Source organism: Candidatus Diapherotrites archaeon (assembly GCA_040755695.1).
In the GTDB taxonomy this organism is placed as follows: domain Archaea; phylum Iainarchaeota; class Iainarchaeia; order Iainarchaeales; family 1-14-0-10-31-34; genus JBFMAK01.
In genome coordinates this window covers 339,572-362,942 of the sequence record JBFMAK010000001.1, presented here as the reverse complement: position 1 = coordinate 362,942, position 23,371 = coordinate 339,572, and the positions used below count along the sequence as shown (strand labels likewise).

The window sequence follows — 23,371 nt, the reverse complement described above, 5'->3', positions numbered from 1 at the left end:
TTTCATTTGATTTATTAAAAAACGAATAATACAACAAACCCGCTAATAATATTACCACAATACAAGCCAATGCAATTACTATTTCTCTCTTCATTTCAATTAATAGAACTCTTTTCCTGTTAATAAGCTTTACTTGAAAGCAGTTTTTCTTAACCCTTTTTAAGGGTTTTTTTGTTTTATTTTGTGTATGGTTAGTGTTAGGCGTACTGCTGGGGGAAAGCTTTGATTTTGTTGATGATAAAATTGAGTACGGAAAAAATCTAAGAATATATCATTTGAATGATTTGCCAGTTAAGATTGGTTTTGAGTACCAACAAAGAATTATTAGCTTAGTAGATAAAATGCTTTCTTTAAACAAACGCCTTAACGAATTGGGGGATAAAAAAACCAATGAAAGAACAAAAATAGAGGAAGAAATCAAGCGAACTGACAAAGAGATTGATGAATTAGCTTACAAATTGTATGAAATTACTGAGGAAGAAAAGAAAATAATTGAAGAATCATTAACAAGTTAACCAATTCTTTTCACAGGCACCCTACTACCGAAAATGCTTTTAGGGGTGAGGATGCAATAATTGTTATGAGGGGCTGTGAATGGAATGATTGACTTTAATGAGCTCATAAGCAATTATCTTTCGAGGGAGACTAGGGAGAAGAAGGTCGGAAGATACTACCCGTCAGAGTGCGGGTCATGCCTCAGGAAGGTATGGTACTCCTACAAGAACCCAAAAGAAGTGGACAAAGAGCTCATGAAAGTGTTTGAGATGGGAAACATAATCCATGGCTTTATCGTTGAAGCAATCAAGAGCGAAAAAAACCCTCATGTTGAATTAATTGAAACAGAAGCGCCATTCCAGTTCAAGGAAGGAGACATTACAGTCTCAGGCAGAATAGACGATGTAGTCCTAGTGAAATTGAACGGAAAGAAGTACATAGTGGAAGTAAAGTCTACTGCAGGTCTGAAGTGGACAAACGAGCCAACAGAAAGCCACTTAATGCAATTACAGTTATACCTGCACAACAAGAAAATAGAAGACGGCATTATACTGTACATTGAAAAGAACACCCTTCAGTGCAGGCCGTTCGAAGTAAAATACGAGCAAAAAAAAGCCCAGGAAGCAATAAACAGGATAAAGGCACTCCACCAGTTCCTGTTAGAAGATGTCCTCCCTGAACCAGAAGCAAAAACAAAAGAAAAAATGCAATGGCAGTGCAATTACTGCCAGTACGAAAAAGAATGCGCGGAAAACAAGATTTAATTCCAATACTTTTTATGGCTCGCGCTTCTTAAGGGAAATGATTGTATTGTGGATGTACTTTCTTTGCCCTCTTGAAAGGCCACTTCTTTCAAAAAGCAGCTTTTTTAAGAGTGTAATTTTCATGGATCTGGGCATAGTGGAATTAGTTATAAATAAGGCGGTCTTGGAAGGCTTAAGCCTTAGGTCATTTATTTTGTTCTCTGCAGTGCGCCTGATAATGGCCCTCAAACTTTCAACCTTTCTTCTCCTTCCAGAACTCTTTCCCTTATTCAATGGTGCCATTTAAACAATGAGAGGAATTGAAAGCTTTAAAAACATTTCTGCCCAAGTCTATTGATATGTCTAAGTCAGATATGTCTAATTTAAGTGTATTGGATCTGCAGGTGTTATGGCAGATTTCATTAAAGCCCATTCACGCTTACTCACTGCTCAAAGTGCTGGGCGAAAAGAGAGGCAAAAAGATTACCTCTGGAGCCTTGTTTCCTGTGCTCAAGAAGTTCAAGGACAGGAAATACATTAAGGCCAGGAAGGCTGGAAAGAGGGAGAAGATCGTTTACGGCATTACAGCAAAAGGAAGGGATGCTCTGAAGGGGTCATGCAATGATTTCGTGGAACTGTTTGATGATATCTTCAAAAAATACGGCTGCATTAAATGTGAGGCAAAATAAATGAAGAGAATTTACTTAGACCATGGAGCTACTACTCCAGTTGACCCTTTGGTTGTAAAGGCAATGCTGCCCTACTTCACCAAAAAGTTTGGCAATGCTTCAAGCATTCATTCTTTTGGGTTAGAAGCAAAGGAAGCATTAGAGGAAGCAAGAGAAAAGATTGCGAAGAAAATCAAGGCTTTGCCTGAAGAAGTAATTTTCACTTCAGGGGGCAGTGAAGCAGACAACATGGCTTTAAGGGGAATTGCTTTTGCGCACAAAAGGAAAGGAAACCATATAATTACTTCAAGCATTGAACACCCGGCTGTACTGGAGACATGCAGGGAGTTAGAAAGAGAAGGATTCAAGGTTTCTTATTTGGGTGTAAACAGGGAAGGATTCATTGATTTGAGTGATTTAGAGCAGAAGATTTCAGAGGACACAATTCTTGTTTCTGTAATGCACGCAAACAACGAGATTGGAACAATTCAGGACATAAAAGAGATTGGAAGAATCTGTGAAGAAAAAAATGTTTTATTCCATTCTGATGCAGTGCAATCCTTCACCAAGGCTCCAATTAATGTAAGGAAGATTAATGTTGATGCGCTTTCTTTCAGTGCGCACAAGATTCACGGACCCAAAGGGGTTGGGGCAATGTATTTAAGTGAAGGAACTCCATTCAATAAACTGGTTTTCGGAGGCCACCATGAATTCGATAAGAGGGCTGGAACAGAGAATGTTCCTGCAATAGTGGGATTTGCAAAGGCTGTGGAATTAGCAAAAGAAAAGTATGTAAAGCAGATGGCCGGGCTAAGGGATTATTTAATCAAGGAAATTGAAGGGAGGATTCCTGACTCTAAATTGAATGGACCTAAAGGCAATAAAAGGCTGTGCAGTAATGCTAATTTTTCTTTTGCTTTCATTGAAGGCGAGGCATTATTGAATTACCTGAATTTTGATGGCATTGCTGTTTCTACTGGAAGCGCTTGCTCTTCCCAGAGCTTAGAGCCTTCTCACGTGCTGAAAGCAATTGGATTGCCTCACGAGATAATTCACGGGAGCTGCAGGATGACTTTAGGCAGGGAGAACACCAGAAAGGAATTGAATTTTACTGTGAAGAGCTTGGAGAAGAATGTAAAGAAATTAAGGGAAATCAGCCCATTAAGAAAAGGAGTTAAGTACAATAAAGAAGAATTCGGGCACAAACACTGAATGGAGTTGAATTTAAATGGAATTGTACTCAAAAAAGGTAATGAAATATTTCAGGCACCCCAGAAATATGGGTGAAATAAAGAATGCTGACGGAATTGGAAAGGTCGGGAACCCGCAGTGTGGTGACGTACTCGAGGTTTACATTAAAGTGGGAAAGAACAAGAAAGGAAAAGAAATTTTGAAGGACATTAAGGTGAAGACGTTCGGATGCATTGCAGCTTTGGCTACTTCTTCTGTGATAACTGAAATGGTGAAAGGAAAGACATTGAATGAAGCATTAAAAATTTCTAATATGGATATTGCAAAGGAATTAGGAGGACTGCCTCCAATTAAAATGCATTGCTCTGTGCTTTCAGCTGAAGGCTTGAGGAAGGCAATTGAAGATTATTATAAGAGCAAGAAAAAAATGAATTAGTCTTCTGGCAGGCTTGAGGGAGGCAGCCTGGAATACTTGAGCAACAGGAATGCAGTCCAGACGCTTGCAAGCATTGCAAGGAAAAGGAATAAGTGCATCAAAAAGAATGTGATGTAGTAATGGTACATGTAGTATTCGTCCAGCACTTCTGCTATCTTGTACATTACTGTAAGCATCACAGCAAGGGCAAAGAATTTCACTATATTGGAGAATTCGTTTTTTTTGAATCTTTTGTACGCAATTAGCATGAGTGTTCCTGCTGCAAGGCCTCCCAAAATGAAAAAGACATTTGTAAGCATTACAAGGGTGTCCAGCAGGTTGTAAACCATTTTTATTCACCAATGCATGAATTGGTGTCTCCGTTGAATAATTCCAGCCAATTTTCTTGGGTGCATTGAATGTTCTCGCAGAATACTAGAGTAAAATCAATTATTTCTTTTTCTGCGCCAGGAATATAGTATACCCAGCCCCCTATGCCTCCTGTGTTTCCTACAGTCCATTTGGTTGTCTCCCAGAGCATTTTTCCTGGAGCATAATTTGCGTCCAATACTGCCATCTGCGGTGCAGTTAATTTGTTTGAAATCAGTTGCACTATGCTGCCTTTTTTTACTATTGTGTCTCCAGTATTTTTCATTGTTAAATACAGCGTGAATTCCTTTTGTGTTATGTCATAAGAGCAGTACTTGAGGTTGGTTTCAATCTTCACTTCAGGTTTTGCAATATAGCCACATACAGCGGAATTCTTTTCTTCGACTGAATAAATGCATTCCCCTAAAACGCAGTTTCCCCCGCCTTTGTAGGTGAAGCCATCGCACTTGGATTCACAGGAAACATACTGGCACGGGTCAACAAAGCCGCCTTCTCCAGGCGCAGCATTATTAAGAGCATTATTCACCTGGGTGCATCCGGCCAGAACCAAGGCCTGGGCAATAATTCCTGTTAAAACCCAGTTTTTTGCTTTCATGTCTTATTAAATGAACGAACTAATATTTAATGTTTTTCCTTTAGCATTTTCAAAATGTCATGAAACCTTATCCTCTGGCCCCTGATAAAATGTTTTTCGTCAACCTGAGGCATTCCCTGCCTTTCAATCTGATTTCTTTCCCTTCTAAGCAGTTCCAGTGCAGCCTTTTCTTCTGCAGTGAAATTTTCTTCAGGGTAATTCCCTGAAACAGTCTTTTGCTCTAAATCAGATAGAATTTTCAATATGTTTTCTGCTTTAATGAATTTTTCTTTTCCTGCGAGCAATTTTTTAATGTCTGGTTTTTCTCTTGCTGTGGCTTCCAGGTGCTTTTCCTGCAATTCAAATTCTCTTTCGTCTTTCAATCTGTCTTTTTTTTCTTTTTTGAATTTGTCTTTTATTGCCTCATTCTCAACTTCCCTGTTAATTAATCCAATAATTCTGCTGATCCTTTCCCTTACCTGTTCTCTTTGATTTGAATTCAGTTTAATTGCAGGTCTCATGATGCCTTTTATTCTGGCTATCTCTTTCAGGGTTTCCCTTGTATTCCAGTAAGAATCTTTTTTGAGGGCTTTCTTGTGGGCCAAAAAATCAGTTAATTTTTTGTGTTTAAGCCCAATTTGTGCAGTTCTGTTAGGTGCTCTCCCACAATTCTCGGAATCTTTAATTTGCCTTTTCTTGCAGTAAGAGGAATAACGCCTTTGCGGGCAAGCTTTACTGCTTCAAGCTCTAAAGGAGGAATAAGCCTTCTCTTCCTTGAAGGTATTTTACGGGTTACATCTCTCCCGAAAAAGTCGCTTTGAACAATCCTTTTAGGTCTCTTTCCTCTGCGCATAAAAAAATCATTCCAGTTAATTAAAATTAATTTCAGGGAACAAGCCTTTTTATCTCGTAATAATTGATGTCGTTCTCTGAGTCAACTACTGCAAACAGCAAGGTTGTCTTGATGTTCCCGCTCAGCCTTACCTTCCTGCTCAATTCAATCATGTTCATTTTGTCGTTCTGGCTTTTCACTGCAACCACCCATTGAGTGTGCTCTTCCCCGGGCTTTTTTCCTCTAGGGTAAACCCTTAAGTCGAAACCGAACTTGAATCCTGTTTTTACCACAAAGCCCCTCTCCCTCAAGTCCCTGTACACTAAGAACTTCCTGTAGAATTCCTTGTCTTTTTTTTCTGCTATCTTGAGGATTTCCTTTTCTCCAATCTTTTCGCCTTTGGAGTCCTCTAATTCTATCTTCTCTTTTTCAAGCAAATAAAAGGCTTCAATTAAATCAAGAACAAACTCGAACTCTTTTTTCTCTCCAAAGCCTTTCTGTATTAATTGGTCCTTCAGTTTTTTTTCTTTTACGAGGATTTTTTCTCCTGTAAGCAGATTCATTTCATTCACCAATAAAAACAATTCAATGCAATTAATTAAAAAAACATTATTCGAGTATTTAATATTAATGCAATTAAGGTGACTTCAATGACTGCCATAGACCCTTGGGGTTCAATTCTAATAGAAGACTACGAGAGGCTCATAAAAGAGTTCGGTCTTGAACCATTTGACGAGGCTATGCTCAAGAAGTTCCCCAACCCCAACAGGCTCATGAGAAGGCATATAATATTTGCAGGCCAAGGCTTGGATCAAATAGCTTCTGCAATAAAAGAAAAAAAGCCTTTCTATGAGCTTACAGGAGTAATGCCTTCAAGCGAGAGAATTCATTTTGGAACAAAAAGCGTGATAGAAATGGTCTCATACTTCCAGTCACAGGGAGCAAGGACTTTTACCTTAATTGCTGATCTGGAAGTGCAGGCTACAAGAGGGATTTCACTGCAGGAATCAAGGAAAAGGGCTTTGGAATTCTATATTCCTGCATACATTGCTTTAGGCTTAAACCCAAAAAAGGCCTTCTTCTATTTCCAGTCAGAGAACATGAAGGTTACTGAATTGAGCTTTATTTTCTCGCAGAAAGTTACTTTGAACGAATTCAGGGCAATTTACGGGGGCATTCACCCTTCAAGAATTCTTTCTGCTTTAACGCAGGCAGGAGACATTTTATTTCCTCAAGCAAAAGAAAGAATGCCTGGAGTTGTTCCTGTGGGGGTTGACCAGAGCCCGCACATTCGCTTGAGCAGGGACATTGCAAGAAGGACAAAAAGCGAATTCAATTTCTTTCTCCCTTCTGCAACATACCATAAATTTGTTCCTGCTTTGGACGGAAGCATGAAGATGAGCAAGAGCAATCCCAATTCCTTTATTTCCATTCCTGAACCCCCAGAGCAGGCTGCAAAAAAAATAAAGAATGCCTTAACCGGAGGCAGGGCTTCAATTGAAGAGCAGAAAAAGCTTGGAGGAATTCCTGAGAAATGCGTTATTTTTGAGATGTACAAACAGCATCTAATTGAGGACGACAAAGAGCTCCAGAAGGTTTATGATGACTGCAAGAGCGGGAAGCTCTTGTGCGGCGAAGACAAGGAGCGTGCAGCAGAACTAATAAAGAAGTTCATGTGGGAATTCAACCAAAAATTTCAGAAAGCAAAAAAAGAAAAAATAGAATTCGTGAAAGGCTGATTTTAGGCAATATATTTTTATACTTCTTCTCATATTATTCTTTTTGTATTATCTCCCTGCCTTTGCTTCGGCAACGGCAGGTTTCTTATCCGGTTTTATTCATGTTTTTGAAGAAGAAGAGAGTTGTTGTTTTTATTGATGGAAGCAATCTTTATCATGACTTATTGAACAATTTTGGCAAAGCAAATATTGATTTTTCTGCTTTTGTTGATTTTCTTGTTGAAAAAAATAAATTGATTAAAACATATTATTATAATGTTCCAGTTAACCAGAAAGAAAAACCGGAAGAATACAAAAAACAGCAAAAGTTTTTTTCTGCCCTGCAGAAAATTCCTCGTTTTGAAGTTAAACTCGGAAGATTGGAGAAAAGGCCTAAAGGCCCTCCGGTAGAAAAAGGCGTTGACGTAAGAATGGCTGTTGATATTGTAACGCACGCCTACTCAAATATTTATGATACTGCAATAATTGTTTCTGGCGATGCAGATTTTGCTCCAGCAATAAAGGCTGCCCAAGACTTTGGGAAGGAAGTAATAAACGTGTGCTTCCCTAAAACTAAATCCTTTCACTTAAACCAAATATGCAATAAAACAATCGTCGTTGACGAAGAAAAAATTGCAAAATTATTATGGAAAAAACAATAAACCCAAGCTAAATTTAATTGTATGGTTTCTTTTGATAGTGTTAAAACATTTTCAATTATTTTTGGAATTCTAAGTATTATTAGTTTATTTTTTAATGGAATTATGTTATTTGATGCCTCAATCAAAGACAAGTTTTTGCTTTTGGTTTTTCTTTTTACTTTAATAATACTGCTTTATTTGTCGGTAAAGTGTTATTTGGGGGCAAAAAGAAAACAGGAGTCAATAAAAAAATATTTTTGGCTAATGATTACATATTTTACTTTGGGTATAATACATTATGCCTTGCTTATTATTGTATACAGTTCTATTGAAATCTAATAATTTTATCTTCCCAATTTTCCCATGAATCTTTCGAGCCTGTTGAATGCGTCTTCTAGGATTGGAATTGAGGGAAGGTACACAATCCTGAAGTGGGCTGTTCCTGGCTTCTGGCCGAAACCAGAGCCGTGAATTAAAAGAACTTTTTCTTTGCGCAGGAACTTCTTCACAAATTGCTCGTCATTCTTTACTTTAATGCTTGGAAAAGCATAGAATGCGCCCTCAGGCTTAACGCAGGAAATGCCTTCAATTTCATTCAGCCTCCTGAAAGTGAATTCTGCTCGTTCCTTCAATTTAGAATTCATTTCTTTCAGGTGTTCCTGGCTGCCTTCCAAGGCAGGCTTTATTGCGTACTGCAATGGATGGTTTGCACTCAGTCTAGCGCGGGCAATCTTGTGAATGCCTTCAATGTATTCTGGAATTATATTTTTCGGGTCAAAGAATTCAATCCAGCCAATCCTCCACCCTGGAACAAGATAGGCTTTGCTCAAGCCGTTGAAGGTTAGGACAGGAGCCTCGTTTGAAAGGCCTGCAGTGAAATAATGCTTTTTCTCGTAGACAATCTTATTGTAGATTTCATCTGAGAATAGAACTAAATTTTTCTCTTGCGCCAAATCAGTTAACGCTTTCACTGTCTCTTTCTCGCACACAGAGCCTGTAGGGTTATTTGGATTCAATAAAAGAAGGCCTCTTGTTTTTCCTGTAATCTTGCTTTTAATGTCTTCGACGTCAGGCTGCCATTTGTTTTCTTCGTTCAAGAAATAGTTCACTGGCTTTGCCTGGATTTTATTCAGGACAGCATCATACAAAGGATAGCCTGGAGATGGAACAAGGAATTCCTGGCCTTTATCAAGGAGCGCTGTCAAAGCCATTTCAATGCCCTCTGAAGCGCCTGTTGTTATTAGAACGTCTTTTGCTTCAATTTGAATTCCGTTTTCTCTTGCTTCTTTTGCTACTGCCTCTCTTGCTTCAGGTATTCCTTCAGATGGCGCGTAACCGTTCTTGTTTTCATGCATTGCATTGGATACAGCCTGAATCAAGTGCTCTGGAGTCCTGAAATCATAAATGTTCGGGTCGCCGATATTCAGGTAGATTACGTCAGGGAATTTTCTTGCCAGGACTACAAGGTCTCTTATGGCGTATCTTATTTTTTTTGTGCGCTTTGCTGAACTGATTTTTTCCATTTTTATCTTTTCCATAAAGGTTTTTTTACTGGTTCAATTACTTCTTTTTTTTCTTTTGCTTCTTCTTTTTCTTCTGGGGGCTTTATTTCTATTACTTCAAGTTTTTTCTTGCATTCCTTTTTTAGCCTTTTCTCTAATTCGTTCCACCACACGCCCTTCTGCTTCATTAAAACTATTTTATCAACGTCATTGAGTGTTGCAATGTTATTTATTTTTGTTGCTGTGTCGCCCCATTCAGTTATCTCAGAGCATTTCTTTCTTTTCTGGCCTATGATCTCCTTTACTTTCTGCATGATTTTTGTGCCCTGCATTATCTCTGAGGTGGCAAAACCGAACTGGCCCGCCATTGCGTTCACGTCAATTACAAGAAGAAGAATTACCTCCCTTGCGCCCTCTAATGCCTTGTCCAAGAATTCCTCGTTGAACTCCTGCCTTGAAATCAATGGAAGAAGAATCTTCATGCAGACCAATACAATATTGCGTGAAAAATTAATTAAGGGGTTTAGGTAACAAAAAGGCTGTTTCTATAGGTTAATCTGTTTATTTATATTAGTTTCGATTTTAATCGAAATATTTAAATATTATTACTTTCAATTATTGTATTATGCTTAAAGCAGAGTTTGTTTTCAGGGAGCTCTTGTTTCAGGTGCTCGAGAAAAAGAATTATTCTTTCACGCAGAAGGATTTAGCCGGAAGGCTGGGCGTTTCTATTTCCAATGTGAACTTTGCCTTGAGGCCTTTAAGGAAGATGAATGCAATAAAGGTCAACCCAAGGAATTTTTCTGTTGTGAACGCAAAGAAAATTCTTTATTACTGGGCTTCAGTAAGGGATTTACGGAAAGATATTGTGTATGAAACTAGAGTTGAAAAGCCTGTGAGGGAGATTGAAAGGGCAATGCCTTCAGGGATTGCGTTCGGGGCTTTCTCTGCATTCAAGTTCAGGTTCAAGGGCGTTCCTGCAGATTATTCTGAGGTTTATGTTTATGCCGATGAATTAAGTGAAATTAAAAGGCGTTTTCCTGAAAGGAAAGGGAACCCAAACCTGTTTGTTTTGCAGAAGGATGAATTAATGGATTCTTACGGCAATACTTCAATTATTGCCCAGACCTTTGTGGATTTGTGGAATCTGCCTGAATGGTATGCAAAAGACTTCCTGAAGGAATTGGAGGCGAAGATTGATGGATTACTGGAATAGCTTGCTTACGGAGAAGAGCTGGCTTGTGCTGCAGGAATTGAAGGATAAATTTGATTTCCTGCTTATCGGGGGTTGGGCTGTCTTCTTGTGGGTTAATGCCCATAAATCCAAGGACATTGATTTGGTTGTGGAGATTGAAGAACTGCAAAAAATCAAAGGATTGTATGAATTGAAAAAGAATGACAGGCTGAGAAAATATGAATTTTTCGTTGAAGAAATTGATGTTGATGTTTATCTTCCTTTTTATTCAAAGCTTGCCTTGCCTGTGGAGGAATTAAAGAAGTTCACTGCAAAAATTCAGGGCTTTAAGGTTGTAAGGCCTGAAATATTGCTGATTTTAAAGCAGGGAGCTGAAATTGAGAGAATGCACAGCGAGAAAGGCTTGAAGGACAGGATTGACTTAATGGACTTAATGCTGTCCGGCCAAATTGATTTCAAGAAATACAGTGAATTGCTGGAAAAATATTCTTTGGTTGAATACAAAAAGAGATTGATTGAGATTGTGAATGGATTCAGGGAATTGAATTACTTGAATTTGAATGTGAGGGAATTCAAAAAAAAGAAATTAGAGTTATTGGAAAAAATCAAGGGCTGAATTCACTCGATTGCCTCGTACTGCTCTTTCCTTTTTTCGAGGAGTTCGCCTTCCTCTTTCAAGAATTCACAGCAGCATTTCGCGAGTTTTTGGTCTAAAGAGGCTTTATCGCTTAATTCCTTGAGCGAAAGATTCTTTTTCTGCTTGAACGCAGAAAGGATTTTCTGCTTTAGTCTTTCAAGCAATGGAACTTTAATGAAGTAATGGTTTCCGTCAAAGCCTTTAAGGCCTTTAATCTGGTTTGCTTTAATTTCTGCTTCATAATCATAGCAGAACTTCTTTGCATCAAAATCGCTTTTTATTACTGCAAAGCCTTCTTTTTCTATTCTGGGTTCAGTTGAGGGTATTGTTGCCTGAACAGGCTTTTGCGTTTGGGCTTGCTGTTGGGCTTGTTGCTGTGATTGGATTGCCTGCGCCTGAGCTTGGGCTTGAGCCTGCATCTGCTCTTTCTTTTTTTCTTTTATTCTGTAAATGGGTTTCTTGTATTTTTCGCTTAACCTGAATTTCTCTATTACACCTAATTTGAGGAGTTCCTGGAAGCGCTGGAGCTCTTCCTTGCTTAAGAGTTTCTCGAATTTCCCTTCCACTCTTTTTGGGAGAATCTTCCTGTTGTCAAGGAGAGAGAACAAGCGCTTGTCTATCAGGCTGGAATCCCTTGGCATTGGCAAAGGCTTTCCTATCAGGAGAAAGAGGTCTTCTTTTGCTTTTATTATTTCGTAGTCTTTTTTTTCGCTTAAGCCAAGCCTGTCAAATTCTGTCCTGCCCAATAGAATTGCAGCCTTGTCCTTCTCAAGCCTTACTTCAGCCATTCTCCCACTATTAAAATTCTAGGAGAAAAAGTATTTAATAAATTAACACGGGAAGGAACTGCATTGAATTATTTTGAAATTCTAGTTAAAGAAGGTATCCTATTGTAAATTCTGTCTGTTGAGGCAATTCTTTTGTCATTTGCAAGGGCTGTTGCGGCATGGATTGAGTCAAATATCCCTAAACAATATTTTTTTCTTAGGTTAAGGCTTGATTCCATTATTTTTGCGTCAAATTCTTTAATTACCAATTTAGGGATTTTTTTCTTAACTAAACCCAAAATAGCCATGCTTAATTCATCACTTAACTCTCTTTTTACAATTATTTCCAATTCAAGCATGGTTACAATAGAAGTATAAAATTTTTCTTCTGCTGAAAGAATTTTTTCTGCTAATTCTTCATGCCTGTCTCTTTTTTTTATTATGGCGTAAATAAGGTCTGCGTCAATATACATTTTATCGCTTCCTTATTTCAGCGTAAGCATACTCTTCGGCTTTTGCATGAATTCTTGTTTTGGTCAAGCCCAGCTCCTCTCCTAAATGAAGCAAAGCATATCTTACTGCTTCGGCCTTCGTTCTCGCATACCCCTTCTCAACGAGGGATTTAAGAACATTATCTACAACGCCCCTAAACTCAACAGTCAAAGTAGACATTTTTCATCACCATTAATTTAATAGCATAATACTATTAATAAATTTATCGTCTTTTTTATGATTTTTTTGACGAATTCAGATTCTCTTCCGCGCTTTGAGGGCGGCTATTTGACTTATTATTTTCCTTACTTCCTTTTTGCGCTTTAATTCCTCGTTTATTCTGGTTCTTCTCTCTCTTTTTTCTTTTAGATAATTATTATGTAACTTTTTTGCTTGCATGTAACTAAACATTTTAGTCATAAGATTCATCTCAGGAAAATATTCAACTTTTGGGCGCATCTCAACTTCTATTAAAACCCCGTGGCTCCTTGCTACAACAACCATTTTTGGCTTGATTTTTTGAATCTTTCTAATAAAAGATAGATCCCTGCTATATTCTACAAGGTATTTAACTCTTGCATATTTTTCAATATTTTTAAGGCCGTAAACTTGAGATAATTTTGAACCAGGTTTATGGAGGGCTGATTCCAAAGAAATTATTTTTCTCCCATTTACTTTTGCATAGTGAGCCAACTCAGTATAAAAGTTCCAATTCAATCTAAGTATTCGCCAGTTTTTTGTTAACATCCTTACAGCATTTTCTTTAAATTTTTCTTGATAGTATGGTAAACACTCTTTTTTATAGGAATCAAACGTCACTTTTTCAGGACCTTCAAATGCAATAAGGTCTCCTTCTTTTGTATTTTGTAAAATAAATTTTTTTCCATAATTAAGTCTTCTCTTTATCTCTTTTCTCGCTTTTTCCTTAACAGATCCATCAGAATTGAATAATTCATGTGCATTTAAATGACTTAATGCCAGCAAGTGAAAATCTCTCCATACTTCTTCTTTTGGCTTCTGTTGTTCTTGCATATAACTAGAATTGGTTTTCTGAGTATTTATATTTAATGCCTGTTTTTCACGGGAGAAATGCTTGGGCAAGTTTTTATTAATTCTTGCTGGCAGAATTGTTGTATGGAAGGAAAGCAGAGGCAGGCGTTCTTCAGGTTCTCTAACCCAAGGGAAGGACAGAAGCAGTTGATGCAAGACGTTTATTCTGCGCTTGAACAGAAAAAGCATTTGGTAGCGCACGCGGAAACAGGGATTGGAAAAAGCGATGCAGTGCTTTCGCCTGCAATAGATTTTGCCTTGAAGGAAAACAAGAAGGTCTTCTTTCTCACACCCAAAATTTCACAGCACGAGATTGCACTGCAGGTAGTGCAAGGCCTTGCAAAGAAATTTAATTTGAATTTGAAGGCAGCAGACTTGATTGGGAGAAGGTATGCGTGCATTGACCCTATCCTTTCAAGGACTGACTTTGAGGGATTCTATGAAATATGCGCGAGAAAGAGGGAGAAAGAGGAATGCGAGTTCTTCGGGAACGCGAGAGGCTACACTCAAGAGCAGAGGAGAAAGGCAAGACTGCACTTGGATGAATTGCTGAAGAATTACAGTATTGCTTGGAGTCATCATGAAGTCAAGGAATACTGCGAGAACTGCAGGGGAAGAAAAGGATTAAGGCCTTTGTGCGCTTACGAGGCATTAATAGAAATAGCAAGGAATTCAAATGTAATCATCTGCGATTACTTTCATTTGTTTAATCCTTCAATTCAGGAAGTCATTCTCCCGAAAATCAAGGCGAAACTGGAGAACTCAATCATTATAGTGGATGAAGCCCATAATCTCTCGGAAAGGATTAGGAGGCTGATGTCTTCAAGCGTTAACACTTTTTCTTTGAGGAAGGCAGAAGAGGAATTAAAGAAGATGAACTGCAGGGAGTTAGCAGAAAAAATCCATGAAATAGAAAAGATAGTGAAAGGGATTGCAAAGCATTCCCTGAAAGATGAGGCTTTTGAGGCATTGATTTCAAAGGACTCTTTCCTTAAGCCTTTGAATTCTGTTGCTGGGGGCAGTGAATTGTTTGCAGGAGAATTAAAGGAGAAAGGCATTGAATTCATGGAGGCAGCAGGGAAAAGCAGGAGCTCGTTAATTCCTCTGGCTAATTTCTTCGAGAAATGGCCTTTGGAGCTTTCCTCTTATATAAGGATTGTCAAGCGCTCCAAGGCAGGAGACTCTTTCACTATTTCAGTTAGGGCCTTGGACTCAAGCACTGTTACTTCAAGGATTTTTTCTCAGGCGCATTCTGTTGTTCTAATGTCTGGCACTCTTCTCCCAACAAAAATGCATGCAGACTTATTGGGGCTAGAAGAAAAGAGGACAATGCTGAAGGAGTATTCTTCCCCTTTCCCTAAAGAGAATAGAATGAACTTAATTGTGCCTTCTGTTACCACAAAGTACACTGAAAGAAAGTACAGGGAATTCCAGAAGATTGCAGAAGAGATAGCAAAGATTGTTAATTGTGTGCCAGGAAATTCTGCTGTCTTTTTTCCTTCTTTTGGGATAATAGAGCAGGTGAAGCCTTTTTTGGGGGAGAAGGTTTCAAGGGAAATTTTAGTGCAGAAAGAGAAAATGAATTCTTTTGAGATAAAGGAGCTGATCAATAAATTCAGGAATGCAGGAAACGGCTTTGGCGCTGTATTGCTTGCGCCTGCCCAGGGCTCTTATGCTGAAGGAATAGACCTTCCAGGAAACCAGTTATTGTGCGCTATAATTGTAGGAATCCCTTTAGCTGAAATGAATCTGGAGATCAAATGCCTTATTGACTATTATGAGGAGAAATTTAGGAGGGGATGGCATTACGCTTACATTTATCCTGCAGTGAATCGTGCAATACAGGCTGGAGGCAGGGTCATAAGGAATGAAAGCGATGAAGGAATTGTTGTTTTTTTGGATAAAAGATACCTGTGGAAGAATTACAGCAGCTGCTTTCCCAAAAACTTCAGCAAGATTGTAACAGAAGAGCCTGAAAAGTATATTAAATTGTTTTGGGAGAATAAGTAGAATTACTTGATTTCTTCGATTAATTCTTTTAGGCTTTTTCTTTTCGGCGCTGAAGGCTTTTCTGCTTGGTAACCAACAGGAATTATTGTGAGTGGAGTCAGATTTTTGGGCAAATCCAGAATGCCTTTAATTTTTTCTTCGCTGAAGGCTGCAACCCAGCAGGTTCCAAGGCCTAAAGAGAATGCTTCAAGCATTAAGTTCTGCACTGAGGCAGCAACATCCAATTTATTGTAAAGTTCAGTTCCCCTGCGCCCGTATCTTTGCTCTATTCTTGAGTCAGCGCATGCTATAATTACTAAAGGCGCTTGTGCAATGAATTCTTGGTCAAGGGCTGCAAGAACAATTTCTTCCTTTAATTTTTTGTTGAAAACAAAATAGAATTTTCTGGACTGAAGGTTTCCTGCGCTTGGAGCCCAAATTATTGCTTCCTTCAATAATTCAATTTTCTCTTTTTCTATTTCTTTGCGCTTGAAGGCGCGCACTGACCTTCTTCCTTTGATTGCGTCAATTACATTCATTTTCTCTCCAAAAAATTATTTGCTGGAAAAGCTTAAATAGTTGTTTTGCAGTTCATTTTATTGAGGTATTAAATGAATGTATTGAACAGCAAATTAGGCCAAGCGACACCAACAATCCTGCTTACAATGAGTGTCATTTCCATAATATATTTAATTTATTCTCCTGGCGCAGTGCCTTCAACAATTAATTCTACAGGCCAGACATTCACTCAAGTTTTTTTTAGCGCGCAAGGAACATCTGAGCCTACGCCCTGCCGTTTTCCAACAAGGCCTTGCAGTACAACATACAAAGGAGAGTGCGCTATAGGGACAGAAAACTGCTATGACGGCCAGTGGAGTGGCTGCCCTGCACCCCAAAATGAAATCTGTGACAGTAAAGACAATGACTGCGATGGCTCAACAGATGAAGGCCTGACTCAAAGCTGTTCTATTAGATTTCTTGGGGCGTGCGCTGTTGGAAGCGAAACATGCAGTGCAGGAAATTGGGCAGGCTGTCCTACGCCCGGAACAGAAATATGCTCTAATATAATAGATGAGGACTGCACTGGAGTAGACTTGATTTGCCCTACATGCTCTCAGGGTGCAATAACCCAGAGGTGCCTGTGCGGAAGCACTGCATACAGCACAGGATACTGCTGTTCAAACCAATGGCAGTCAGGTTCTTGCAGTGTATCCTGCCCTCAAGGCCAGATTTTATGCAATAATTCATGTACTATCTCTGTGTGCTCTTCTAATGCTCAATGCAATGACAATAACCCTTTGACTAATGACACCTGCATTAATTCCGGGGCATGCAATGCTTACTGCTCTAATACTGCAATAGCTAATTGCCCTAACGGGAAAGTAACATCTTCGTGCAATTGCGGTGGCACAATAATCAGTTCAAGCTACTGCTGCAGTAATTCTCCTTTCACTCCTCCTTGCACTGTGGATTCCGAGTGCAATGATCTTGATTCTTCAACAACTGATTCCTGCCAGGGAACAGGGACATGTAGCGCGCAGTGCGTTCACGCTTCAAGTGCTTCTTGCGGGAACGGAATTGAAGATTTAGGTGAGAACTGCACTAACTGCCCGCAGGACATTCAATGCAGTTCAGGGGAATTATGCTGTTATGGATTATGCTGGCTTCCTTTCTGTTCTTCTGATGCTGACTGCACTATTGAAGGCTTGCTGACAGGCACATGCATTGAGCCTAATTCCTGCAATGCTGACTGCGTTTACTATGAAGTTCCAGGGGGAATTCCTGGAGGGAAAGGATACTGCGGTGGCTTTGAATGCAGTGCTTCAGAGATGTGCTGTGATGAATTCTGCATTGCGCCAATGTGCAGTTCTGACGAGGAATGCGACGACTTTGATTCATGCACTGAAGACTTCTGCGATTATGCTGGAACCTGTAATGCCTACTGCTATAATTTGCCTGGCATTTCCTGCGACGGAGAGACAAAAAAGCAGTTTTATGTAAGCTATGAAGAAGAAATTGTTGACGGAGAAAAATTCAATCTCAAAATACTTGACTTGGAATTATTGGAGCCTGTTGAGGGAGCAACTGCAGCTTATGACAATAATTCTGTTATTTCTGATGAAAATGGTCTTGTCGGATTTGTTGCCAGAAAAACCTCTGTTTCATTGAAGGTGGCAAGAGGGGGATATGAATTGTATACTGCAAAACTGAATATTTTGGATAAAGCGCCTGCAGAGAAGTGCAGTGATGACGTATGTGGCACGGGAGAGAAGAGCTCTTGCCCTCAAGACTGCGGGCTAGTGAAATTAGGAAAAAAAATTATTGCAAAAATAAGCCCTCAAAAAATTTCAGAAAACCAGAAGGTTGTATTGGAGGTTGAAGACGAGGAGGGAAAGCCTTTGATGAATGCATTGGTGGGATATGCTGGCAAAATACTTTTCACTGACACTCAAGGGAAAACCCAATTTATTGCATCAAAGAATGAAGGGCAATTCACTGTCTCAAAGGCAGGGTATCAAACAATCTCAAAAGACATTCCTTTCGAAAACGAATTAACAATAAAAATTACAGCAGAATGCGGCAATGGAGCCTGCGAGGCAGGCGAAACAGCAGGGAACTGCGGGCAGGACTGCAAGGCCTTTGATGTAATTGCATTGATTGGAACAGCATTTGTTTTAGCAACCTTGATTTCAACAATTGTTTTCCTTTTCAAGAGATTCAAGCTTGTGAGAAAAACTCCGGGGCATCCTATAACTCATCACCACGACGAAGAAGAGCATGAAATGCAAGAAATGAAGCTCTAATTCTTTTTATTCCTGAATTTTTCCTGAATTTAAAAGATTAAACAATAAGGTATAAATATGAGAGCGCACTTATTTCTTGTTATAAAAACAATTTTTGTTTTTTATTAAAAAGTTCGAACAAAAGAGGTGAAATACAAATGAATTTACCAAAAAGCTTTTTGGTTTTAACAGTAAGCCTAATTCTAGTATTAACAGCAGGCAGTGTAACTGCAGCACTTGCACCAGGGAACAATGAAACAATAGAGGGCGGCGGAAACATTATAACTCCTCCAATTCCTACAGGGACTGTTTCACTGGTTCTAGAGCCGAATTACCTTGCAGGCCAAGAAATTCAAGTAAAAGTATACAATGGCTCAAATGAAAGGATTTACTATACAGTACAGGGTTGCAGCAAACCATTCAAGTTATGCAAATTCAATTACAGTCAAGGGCTCATAGCACAAACAGCAGAAGAGCAGCCTTTCCCAACAAATGTGACTTGCACTGAAGTTTCTTATATGGTAAGACAACTGGTTGGCTGCGATGACATAAGCACAAAACTTTCCATTGAACCAAACACCATACAAACTATTGCAACATGGGGTCAAACCTATTATTCCAGTTCCCTTGTAAAAGCAGAGCCGGTTTTGGCAGAGCCAGGAACATATCAAGCGACATTCAATTACTTCACTGAAAAATTCAGTACAGAGCCAGTAGCATACACGGCAGAAATTGCCCCAGAGAAGCCTGACCTGCACGTAATCAAAACAGAGTATTCAACAAAAAGAGTCTTCACAATAATCTCGCCAGAAAATCCAGTGGTTCCTGTCACGCCTCCAACCCCAATAACACCAAATCCTCCTACAAAACCATTATTCAAGCTTGTGACAGCAAGGGTTATACCATCAAATTATTCTGTAACTGTTGACGCCCTGCTTGCAATGAAATCTGGATTGGATTTAACAAAAATTTCAGTTAAAGCTTCACTCTACAATGCTGGGCTTATAGCCCAAACAATGAAGTCAACTCAAGAAGTTGCAAAAGAAGGCGGGATAGTAATTCAATTAGCTGAAGAAATGCCAGCACTGCCTCCAGACGCATTGGTCGCAGAAAAAGCACTTGGGCCGCCGGTATGCACTACTTGGGGCATGACATCAGACCCAATTCCAGTGGAGCCATCAGGTCAGGGAATGATACAGACTGCAGCGGCAACAACAAAATCAACTATAAGTGTTGTCTCGCCAATTAAAATAGGTCTGCCATTCAAAAACTCTAACATTCAGAGCTGCTATTATCCTAAAATAAGCTTTGAAGGACTAAAAGGATACTATAAGATGGTGGTTACAGCAACATACTCTGATACAGCAAACCCGCTGGAGGACTCAAAGTCTTCAGTCTTCAGCGTAACAGGAAAGCCTAAAATCATTTCCGACATTATACCAGACAAATATATATTGCCAATTGGAAAAGACCAATTAATTTCAGGGACAGCTTATGTCGTAAATTTAGATAAAACATTAGCCACAGAAAACATAACTGTTTCAGCCAAATTAATTGACCCAACAGGAAAAGAAACAGCCTATATAGTAAAAGACGTGGAAGTAGCGCAGCTCACAAGCGAAGCCCAAACACCTGAAACAACAGAAAATGTAACAGCATCTAATTCACTGTTACAAATAAAGTACCAATTCGTAATTCCGGCAGCAACACTCACAACAGAAGGAAAATACAATGTTGATGCAACGCTTGCATTTGACGGTCAAACAGTTCAAAAGAAAACCTTCTTTAATGTGCATTATCCAGTAATAGCAGAACCCAACAAGTGCGCCAAACTCAGAGAAGAACTAATGAAAGAATGCAAAAAGCTATTGCCGGCAATAGTAAAAGATTCACTGCCAGCAGTAACACCATCAAAGCCAGGGGAAGCTCAAGCAAGTAAAACTTCAGCAATCGCTCCAATGCTTGGATGGGTTGCAGTTTCAAAAGCAAAACTGACAGAAGCACCTTCAACAGAAGACGGTAGCATAGAAGATCAGGTAGCAACAGAAGGTAGAGCAGACACGGTAAGGCAACTGTATGTGGCAGATGACATGTATCCAACAAAAAAACAGCTCATGATGAACATCAAAGATATAAAAAGAAGAATAGTTGACTGCAGAACAGGCGAAATAGTGCAGACATTCAAGGTTTCAGCGCCTTCTTACAACGGCAACTGCGGAAGCAACAAAAAAGACGAGTGCAGCAAAGGCAACGACTATTACATAGATGATGCCTGCGAAATCAAAGAAACAGCAAACCCAATTAAAGTGAACAGGGTGACATACTACTGCAGCAATGATGCAGTTGCTTCAAGCAAGGAATTCATGGCAGGAGAGACAACAGGCTACTGGCCTAAATGCGGCATCAGCACAAAACAAGAAATGTGCTCTAAAGGTACGACATACATTAAAGAGGACTGCAGAGAAATCCAGCCAGACCCAAAAACACAAGATTTCAGGGCGTGCGTGAGAGCAGGATTAAACAAGATCAAAGAAGAATGCGCAAATCCAGAGCTAGGGCCTTACGACAGAGTTAAATTAATTAAAATAGGGCCTAAAGCAAAAATTACAGCAAATGCAATAATTGAAGACAACGCAGTGCCAGTGGACATGGACATAAAATCTACAAATACAGTTGAAGCGCAGGTTAAAACCATTGAGAAAACAGTGGAAAAAATCAAGGTGTCAAGCGATCCAATAAATGTAACAATTGCCTCAGCTGACGGAACTCAAGCCACAACAAGCCTTTCAGTGCAAATAAGCGACGGAGAACTCAGTGCAGTTGACGGCACGGTAACCCAAATTGACCTTACACCAAAAATCGCAAAAATGAAACTCACAGAAAAATCAGAGATTGTATCTGATTCAATTCCTGATGAATTCGAGCTGACAAAGAAAGGCAAGATGGTTCAATACAAGGCAAAAGTCAAGGTAAAAGAGACGTGCCTTGGATTCATTAGATCAGAAACAACCGGGACAGCAGAAGTCAATGCGCAAACAGGTTCTACCACGTCAACCAAAGACGCTTCCTCATGGGGATTCTTCGGATTCCTGTGCAGTTAAAAAAAAAATTAGGCTAAAAGAAGGAATTCCAATTCCTTCTCTTTTTTTTATTTTTTTTGTTTTTGGCTCTGCTTGAAAAGAAATGCTTAAATAGTGTTCTGTCATTCCAATATAACAATATTGTTATTTTGGAGTGATGTTGAGTGAAAGAACTGTCTTTGTACAGGATCAGGGACCTTGCGTGGAGTTCAGGCCGCTCTGTGTTTTCTGTCCAACAGCTCGCCAATCTCATTGGAAAAAGCAAGGCGATTTCCACTGTTTATTCTTCCCGCCTTGTAGAGAAAGGCTTGGCTGTCAGGGTTTTGAAGGGCGTGATTTCGTTTGAAAATGACAGTCATGTTATTGCAACGCAGTTGGTTGAGCCTTCCTATGTTTCTCTTGATTCAGCTCTTTTGTTTCACGGTATAATTAAGCAAATTCCAAGGAACATTGAATGCGTTACGCCCAAAAACTCTTTGAAATATGAAGGGTTAGGCATTGTTTACCATAAGATTCCAAGTTCTTTGTTTTTTGGTTACAGGAAACACCTTAAAGGCAAGAGTTATGTTTTTGTTGCAGAGCCTGGGAAAGCATTTGTTGATGGCTTTTACCTTAACTTGTACGCAAAGAAAGATTTAATTGAATATTCTGAAAAACTGGATTTTTCAAAGGTCAAAGGCTTGCTGAAAGCCTTTAAGGGAAGAGCAGCAAAAAAATAAAAGAAATGATGGAAAATGATTGACAAGGAAACTTTAATTAGGCTTGCAAAAATTAATGGTCTGAAGCCATGGCAGCAGGAAAAGCATTACGTTCAAGCATTGATTCTTGCAATTATTGCAGAAAAACCTGTTGTTTTCAAGGGAGGAACCTATTTGTGGTTTTTTCACGGCCTGAAAAGGTTTTCTGAAGACCTCGACTTCACTGTTTCAGAAAAAGGATTAAATAACACTGCTGAAACGGTTTCAAAAGACTTAGAACTTTTTGGAATAGAAAATAAGCTGAAAATAATTGCAGACAATGAAAGAAGTTTATCTTTCAGGATAAGCGCCAAAGGGCCCCTTAATACAGGGGAAATTGATTTGTGCAGGGTGTATGTTGAAATAAGCAGGCGTGAACCCATCACAAAAAAGGCTTTGCCTATAAAAGCTGATTTTCCTGCATACCAGTTGCCTGTAAAGCATATTCAGGGCATGGATTTGGAGGAGGTCGGGGCAGAAAAGGTAAGGGCAATTTTTAGCAGGGACAAGGCAAGGGATTTTTATGACTTGTTTTTTTTGGTTAAAGAGAAAGGGATTGCTTTTAATGAGGCTCTCATTGAAAAAAAATTAGAGTATTACGACATGCATTTTGCCAGGAAAACATTACTGCAAAAAATGAAAGCAAGGCAAAAATACTTTTCAAAAGAGCTGGGAAACATTGTTTTTGGTGAACTGCCAAAATTCAGTTACTGCTTCAACACAATAAAAAAATGGCCCAAAAAGCAAAGAAAAAACAGCCGCTAGTAAAAACATTTAAAAATAAAGAAGAACATTATTTTGATTGATTGCAGATGAATAAAGCTGTTCTGGCAATAATTGTAGTATTGATAGTGTTGGGCGGAATTTACTACTGGTATTATTTGAGGCAGCCTGAAGAGAAAAACCTCCCCTTTAATGAAGGGGTCACCCAATTGAATGCCATTTGGGGCAATAACGGCATCAGCGCAAAGGAATTGAATGATGATGCAGCCCTGAGCGCAATACAGGAATCAAGGCTTAATTCCCTTAAAGGTGATTTAACTGATTTCAAGGTAGGCCTCGCATATTACACTAAAACAGAGGATATTGATAAATTGAATGAATTGGCGGGAATTGAGATTGATTTGGTTGATGCTTCAATTGCAAGAAAGAATGTCCTAGATGGCGTCGCATTCCTTGAGTCACTGAATTATGACCCGGACAAGATGTGCAGCAATACCTCAAAGATTGATAATATTTTGAAAGATATTGAAGACAGTTACACCAAAACAAATTTCTATAATGAGGAATTGGCTTCATTCACGGCCTCTAATCCAGGGCAGGCGTCTTCAGCAGGAATAAAAGCACTAACCATGAGCACAAGCACACCCCAAATAAGCGATTTAAAGGGTTCATTCAATGAATTCAAGGCATACTGTTAAGGAGAAAAAAAATGATTTCAAAAAACGTTTTGAAATATTTAAATTTTAGGA

28 protein-coding genes are annotated in these 23,371 nt (G+C 39.1%); 15 read left to right on the top strand and 13 right to left on the bottom strand.

What is annotated here, in order from left to right; all coding sequences use genetic code 11:
• Positions 1–194: 194 nt before the first annotated feature.
• Together AB1467_02100 and AB1467_02095 are read left to right on the top strand one after the other, a co-directional pair.
• On the top strand, positions 195–515 hold the full coding sequence (locus tag AB1467_02100) for a hypothetical protein (GenBank protein MEW6295070.1): 321 nt from the start codon (positions 195–197) through the stop codon (positions 513–515).
• Between the two features lie 84 nt (positions 516–599).
• Positions 600–1,259, top strand: coding sequence for a PD-(D/E)XK nuclease family protein (locus tag AB1467_02095; GenBank protein MEW6295069.1), 660 nt, complete (start codon positions 600–602; stop codon positions 1,257–1,259).
• A 12-nt stretch (positions 1,260–1,271) separates the two neighbouring features.
• Here the strand turns inward: AB1467_02095 and AB1467_02090 are convergent, their stop codons facing one another.
• A complete protein-coding gene (locus AB1467_02090) occupies positions 1,272–1,532 on the bottom strand; it encodes a hypothetical protein (GenBank protein MEW6295068.1) in 261 nt (86 codons plus the stop codon).
• Between the two features lie 65 nt (positions 1,533–1,597).
• On the opposite strand from AB1467_02090, the gene AB1467_02085 reads away from it, so the two are divergent.
• The 3 genes from AB1467_02085 to AB1467_02075 are packed head-to-tail and all read left to right on the top strand — an operon-like array spanning position 1,598 to position 3,533.
• Positions 1,598–1,927 (top strand): PadR family transcriptional regulator, encoded by a 330-nt coding sequence (locus AB1467_02085; GenBank protein ID MEW6295067.1) that lies wholly within the window; start codon positions 1,598–1,600, stop codon positions 1,925–1,927.
• Positions 1,928–3,118: an IscS subfamily cysteine desulfurase gene (locus tag AB1467_02080; protein MEW6295066.1), complete on the top strand. Its 1,191-nt coding sequence runs from the start codon at positions 1,928–1,930 to the stop codon at positions 3,116–3,118.
• 22 nt (positions 3,119–3,140) lie between these two features.
• A complete protein-coding gene (locus AB1467_02075; protein ID MEW6295065.1) occupies positions 3,141–3,533 on the top strand; it encodes an iron-sulfur cluster assembly scaffold protein in 393 nt (130 codons plus the stop codon).
• Here the strand turns inward: AB1467_02075 and AB1467_02070 are convergent.
• Genes AB1467_02070 through endA form a run of 5 tightly spaced genes read right to left on the bottom strand, consistent with a single transcriptional unit; the run spans position 3,530 to position 5,871 of the window.
• Positions 3,530–3,862, bottom strand: coding sequence for a hypothetical protein (locus AB1467_02070; protein ID MEW6295064.1), 333 nt, complete (start codon positions 3,860–3,862; stop codon positions 3,530–3,532). The genes AB1467_02075 and AB1467_02070 overlap by 4 nt on opposite strands.
• A 2-nt stretch (positions 3,863–3,864) precedes the next feature.
• Positions 3,865–4,497: a hypothetical protein gene (locus tag AB1467_02065; GenBank protein MEW6295063.1), complete on the bottom strand. Its 633-nt coding sequence runs from the start codon at positions 4,495–4,497 to the stop codon at positions 3,865–3,867.
• 26 nt (positions 4,498–4,523) lie between these two features.
• A complete protein-coding gene (locus AB1467_02060; GenBank protein MEW6295062.1) occupies positions 4,524–5,081 on the bottom strand; it encodes a hypothetical protein in 558 nt (185 codons plus the stop codon).
• Between the two features lie 8 nt (positions 5,082–5,089).
• Positions 5,090–5,329 (bottom strand): hypothetical protein, encoded by a 240-nt coding sequence (locus AB1467_02055; protein ID MEW6295061.1) that lies wholly within the window; start codon positions 5,327–5,329, stop codon positions 5,090–5,092.
• Positions 5,330–5,361: 32 nt separating this feature from the next.
• Positions 5,362–5,871: a tRNA-intron lyase gene (endA, locus tag AB1467_02050; protein MEW6295060.1), complete on the bottom strand. Its 510-nt coding sequence runs from the start codon at positions 5,869–5,871 to the stop codon at positions 5,362–5,364.
• 87 nt (positions 5,872–5,958) lie between these two features.
• On the opposite strand from endA, the gene trpS reads away from it, so the two are divergent.
• Both trpS and AB1467_02040 read left to right on the top strand, forming a co-directional pair.
• Positions 5,959–7,047 carry a tryptophan--tRNA ligase gene (gene trpS, locus AB1467_02045; protein MEW6295059.1) on the top strand — a complete coding sequence of 363 codons (1,089 nt, stop codon included), beginning with the start codon at positions 5,959–5,961 and terminating at the stop codon, positions 7,045–7,047.
• 101 nt (positions 7,048–7,148) lie between these two features.
• Entirely contained in the window at positions 7,149–7,688 is a 540-nt protein-coding gene (locus AB1467_02040) for an NYN domain-containing protein (GenBank protein MEW6295058.1), read from the top strand.
• 323 nt (positions 7,689–8,011) lie between these two features.
• On the opposite strand, the gene AB1467_02035 is transcribed toward AB1467_02040, so the two are convergent.
• The gene (locus tag AB1467_02035; protein MEW6295057.1) at positions 8,012–9,205 is read right to left on the bottom strand and encodes an aminotransferase class I/II-fold pyridoxal phosphate-dependent enzyme; all 1,194 of its coding nucleotides are present in this window, start codon (positions 9,203–9,205) and stop codon (positions 8,012–8,014) included.
• Positions 9,193–9,651, bottom strand: coding sequence for a hypothetical protein (locus AB1467_02030; protein MEW6295056.1), 459 nt, complete (start codon positions 9,649–9,651; stop codon positions 9,193–9,195). The genes AB1467_02035 and AB1467_02030 overlap by 13 nt, the downstream gene beginning before the upstream one ends.
• Positions 9,652–9,794: 143 nt before the next feature.
• Between AB1467_02030 and AB1467_02025 the strand changes: the two genes are divergently transcribed.
• Together AB1467_02025 and AB1467_02020 are read left to right on the top strand one after the other, a co-directional pair.
• Positions 9,795–10,385, top strand: a complete 591-nt coding sequence (locus AB1467_02025; GenBank protein ID MEW6295055.1) for a hypothetical protein — start codon at positions 9,795–9,797, stop codon at positions 10,383–10,385.
• On the top strand, positions 10,369–10,980 hold the full coding sequence (locus tag AB1467_02020; GenBank protein MEW6295054.1) for a hypothetical protein: 612 nt from the start codon (positions 10,369–10,371) through the stop codon (positions 10,978–10,980). The genes AB1467_02025 and AB1467_02020 overlap by 17 nt, the downstream gene beginning before the upstream one ends.
• A gap of 2 nt (positions 10,981–10,982) precedes the next feature.
• Here AB1467_02020 and AB1467_02015 read toward each other — a convergent pair whose 3' ends face one another.
• The 4 genes from AB1467_02015 to AB1467_02000 all read right to left on the bottom strand — a co-directional run bounded on the left by AB1467_02015 (position 10,983) and on the right by AB1467_02000 (position 13,292).
• On the bottom strand, positions 10,983–11,789 hold the full coding sequence (locus AB1467_02015; GenBank protein MEW6295053.1) for a hypothetical protein: 807 nt from the start codon (positions 11,787–11,789) through the stop codon (positions 10,983–10,985).
• Positions 11,790–11,857: 68 nt separating this feature from the next.
• Positions 11,858–12,241, bottom strand: a complete 384-nt coding sequence (locus AB1467_02010) for a PIN domain-containing protein (GenBank protein MEW6295052.1) — start codon at positions 12,239–12,241, stop codon at positions 11,858–11,860.
• Position 12,242: 1 nt separating this feature from the next.
• On the bottom strand, positions 12,243–12,431 hold the full coding sequence (locus AB1467_02005) for a hypothetical protein (protein MEW6295051.1): 189 nt from the start codon (positions 12,429–12,431) through the stop codon (positions 12,243–12,245).
• An 84-nt stretch (positions 12,432–12,515) separates the two neighbouring features.
• Entirely contained in the window at positions 12,516–13,292 is a 777-nt protein-coding gene (locus AB1467_02000) for a hypothetical protein (GenBank protein ID MEW6295050.1), read from the bottom strand.
• A gap of 102 nt (positions 13,293–13,394) precedes the next feature.
• Between AB1467_02000 and AB1467_01995 the strand changes: the two genes are divergently transcribed.
• Positions 13,395–15,320, top strand: coding sequence for an ATP-dependent DNA helicase (locus AB1467_01995; GenBank protein MEW6295049.1), 1,926 nt, complete (start codon positions 13,395–13,397; stop codon positions 15,318–15,320).
• Between the two features lie 2 nt (positions 15,321–15,322).
• Here the strand turns inward: AB1467_01995 and AB1467_01990 are convergent, their stop codons facing one another.
• A complete protein-coding gene (locus AB1467_01990) occupies positions 15,323–15,838 on the bottom strand; it encodes a nitroreductase family protein (GenBank protein MEW6295048.1) in 516 nt (171 codons plus the stop codon).
• 72 nt (positions 15,839–15,910) lie between these two features.
• On the opposite strand from AB1467_01990, the gene AB1467_01985 reads away from it, so the two are divergent.
• The 5 genes from AB1467_01985 to AB1467_01965 all read left to right on the top strand — a co-directional run bounded on the left by AB1467_01985 (position 15,911) and on the right by AB1467_01965 (position 23,320).
• Positions 15,911–18,103 (top strand): hypothetical protein, encoded by a 2,193-nt coding sequence (locus AB1467_01985; protein MEW6295047.1) that lies wholly within the window; start codon positions 15,911–15,913, stop codon positions 18,101–18,103.
• A gap of 137 nt (positions 18,104–18,240) precedes the next feature.
• Positions 18,241–21,183, top strand: coding sequence for a hypothetical protein (locus AB1467_01980; GenBank protein MEW6295046.1), 2,943 nt, complete (start codon positions 18,241–18,243; stop codon positions 21,181–21,183).
• A gap of 143 nt (positions 21,184–21,326) precedes the next feature.
• Positions 21,327–21,881, top strand: a complete 555-nt coding sequence (locus AB1467_01975) for a hypothetical protein (protein MEW6295045.1) — start codon at positions 21,327–21,329, stop codon at positions 21,879–21,881.
• A 15-nt stretch (positions 21,882–21,896) separates the two neighbouring features.
• Positions 21,897–22,664 (top strand): nucleotidyl transferase AbiEii/AbiGii toxin family protein, encoded by a 768-nt coding sequence (locus tag AB1467_01970; GenBank protein MEW6295044.1) that lies wholly within the window; start codon positions 21,897–21,899, stop codon positions 22,662–22,664.
• A gap of 41 nt (positions 22,665–22,705) precedes the next feature.
• Complete coding sequence (locus AB1467_01965; protein MEW6295043.1) at positions 22,706–23,320, top strand: hypothetical protein; 615 nt, start codon at positions 22,706–22,708, stop codon at positions 23,318–23,320.
• The last annotated feature ends 51 nt before the right edge of the window (positions 23,321–23,371 follow it).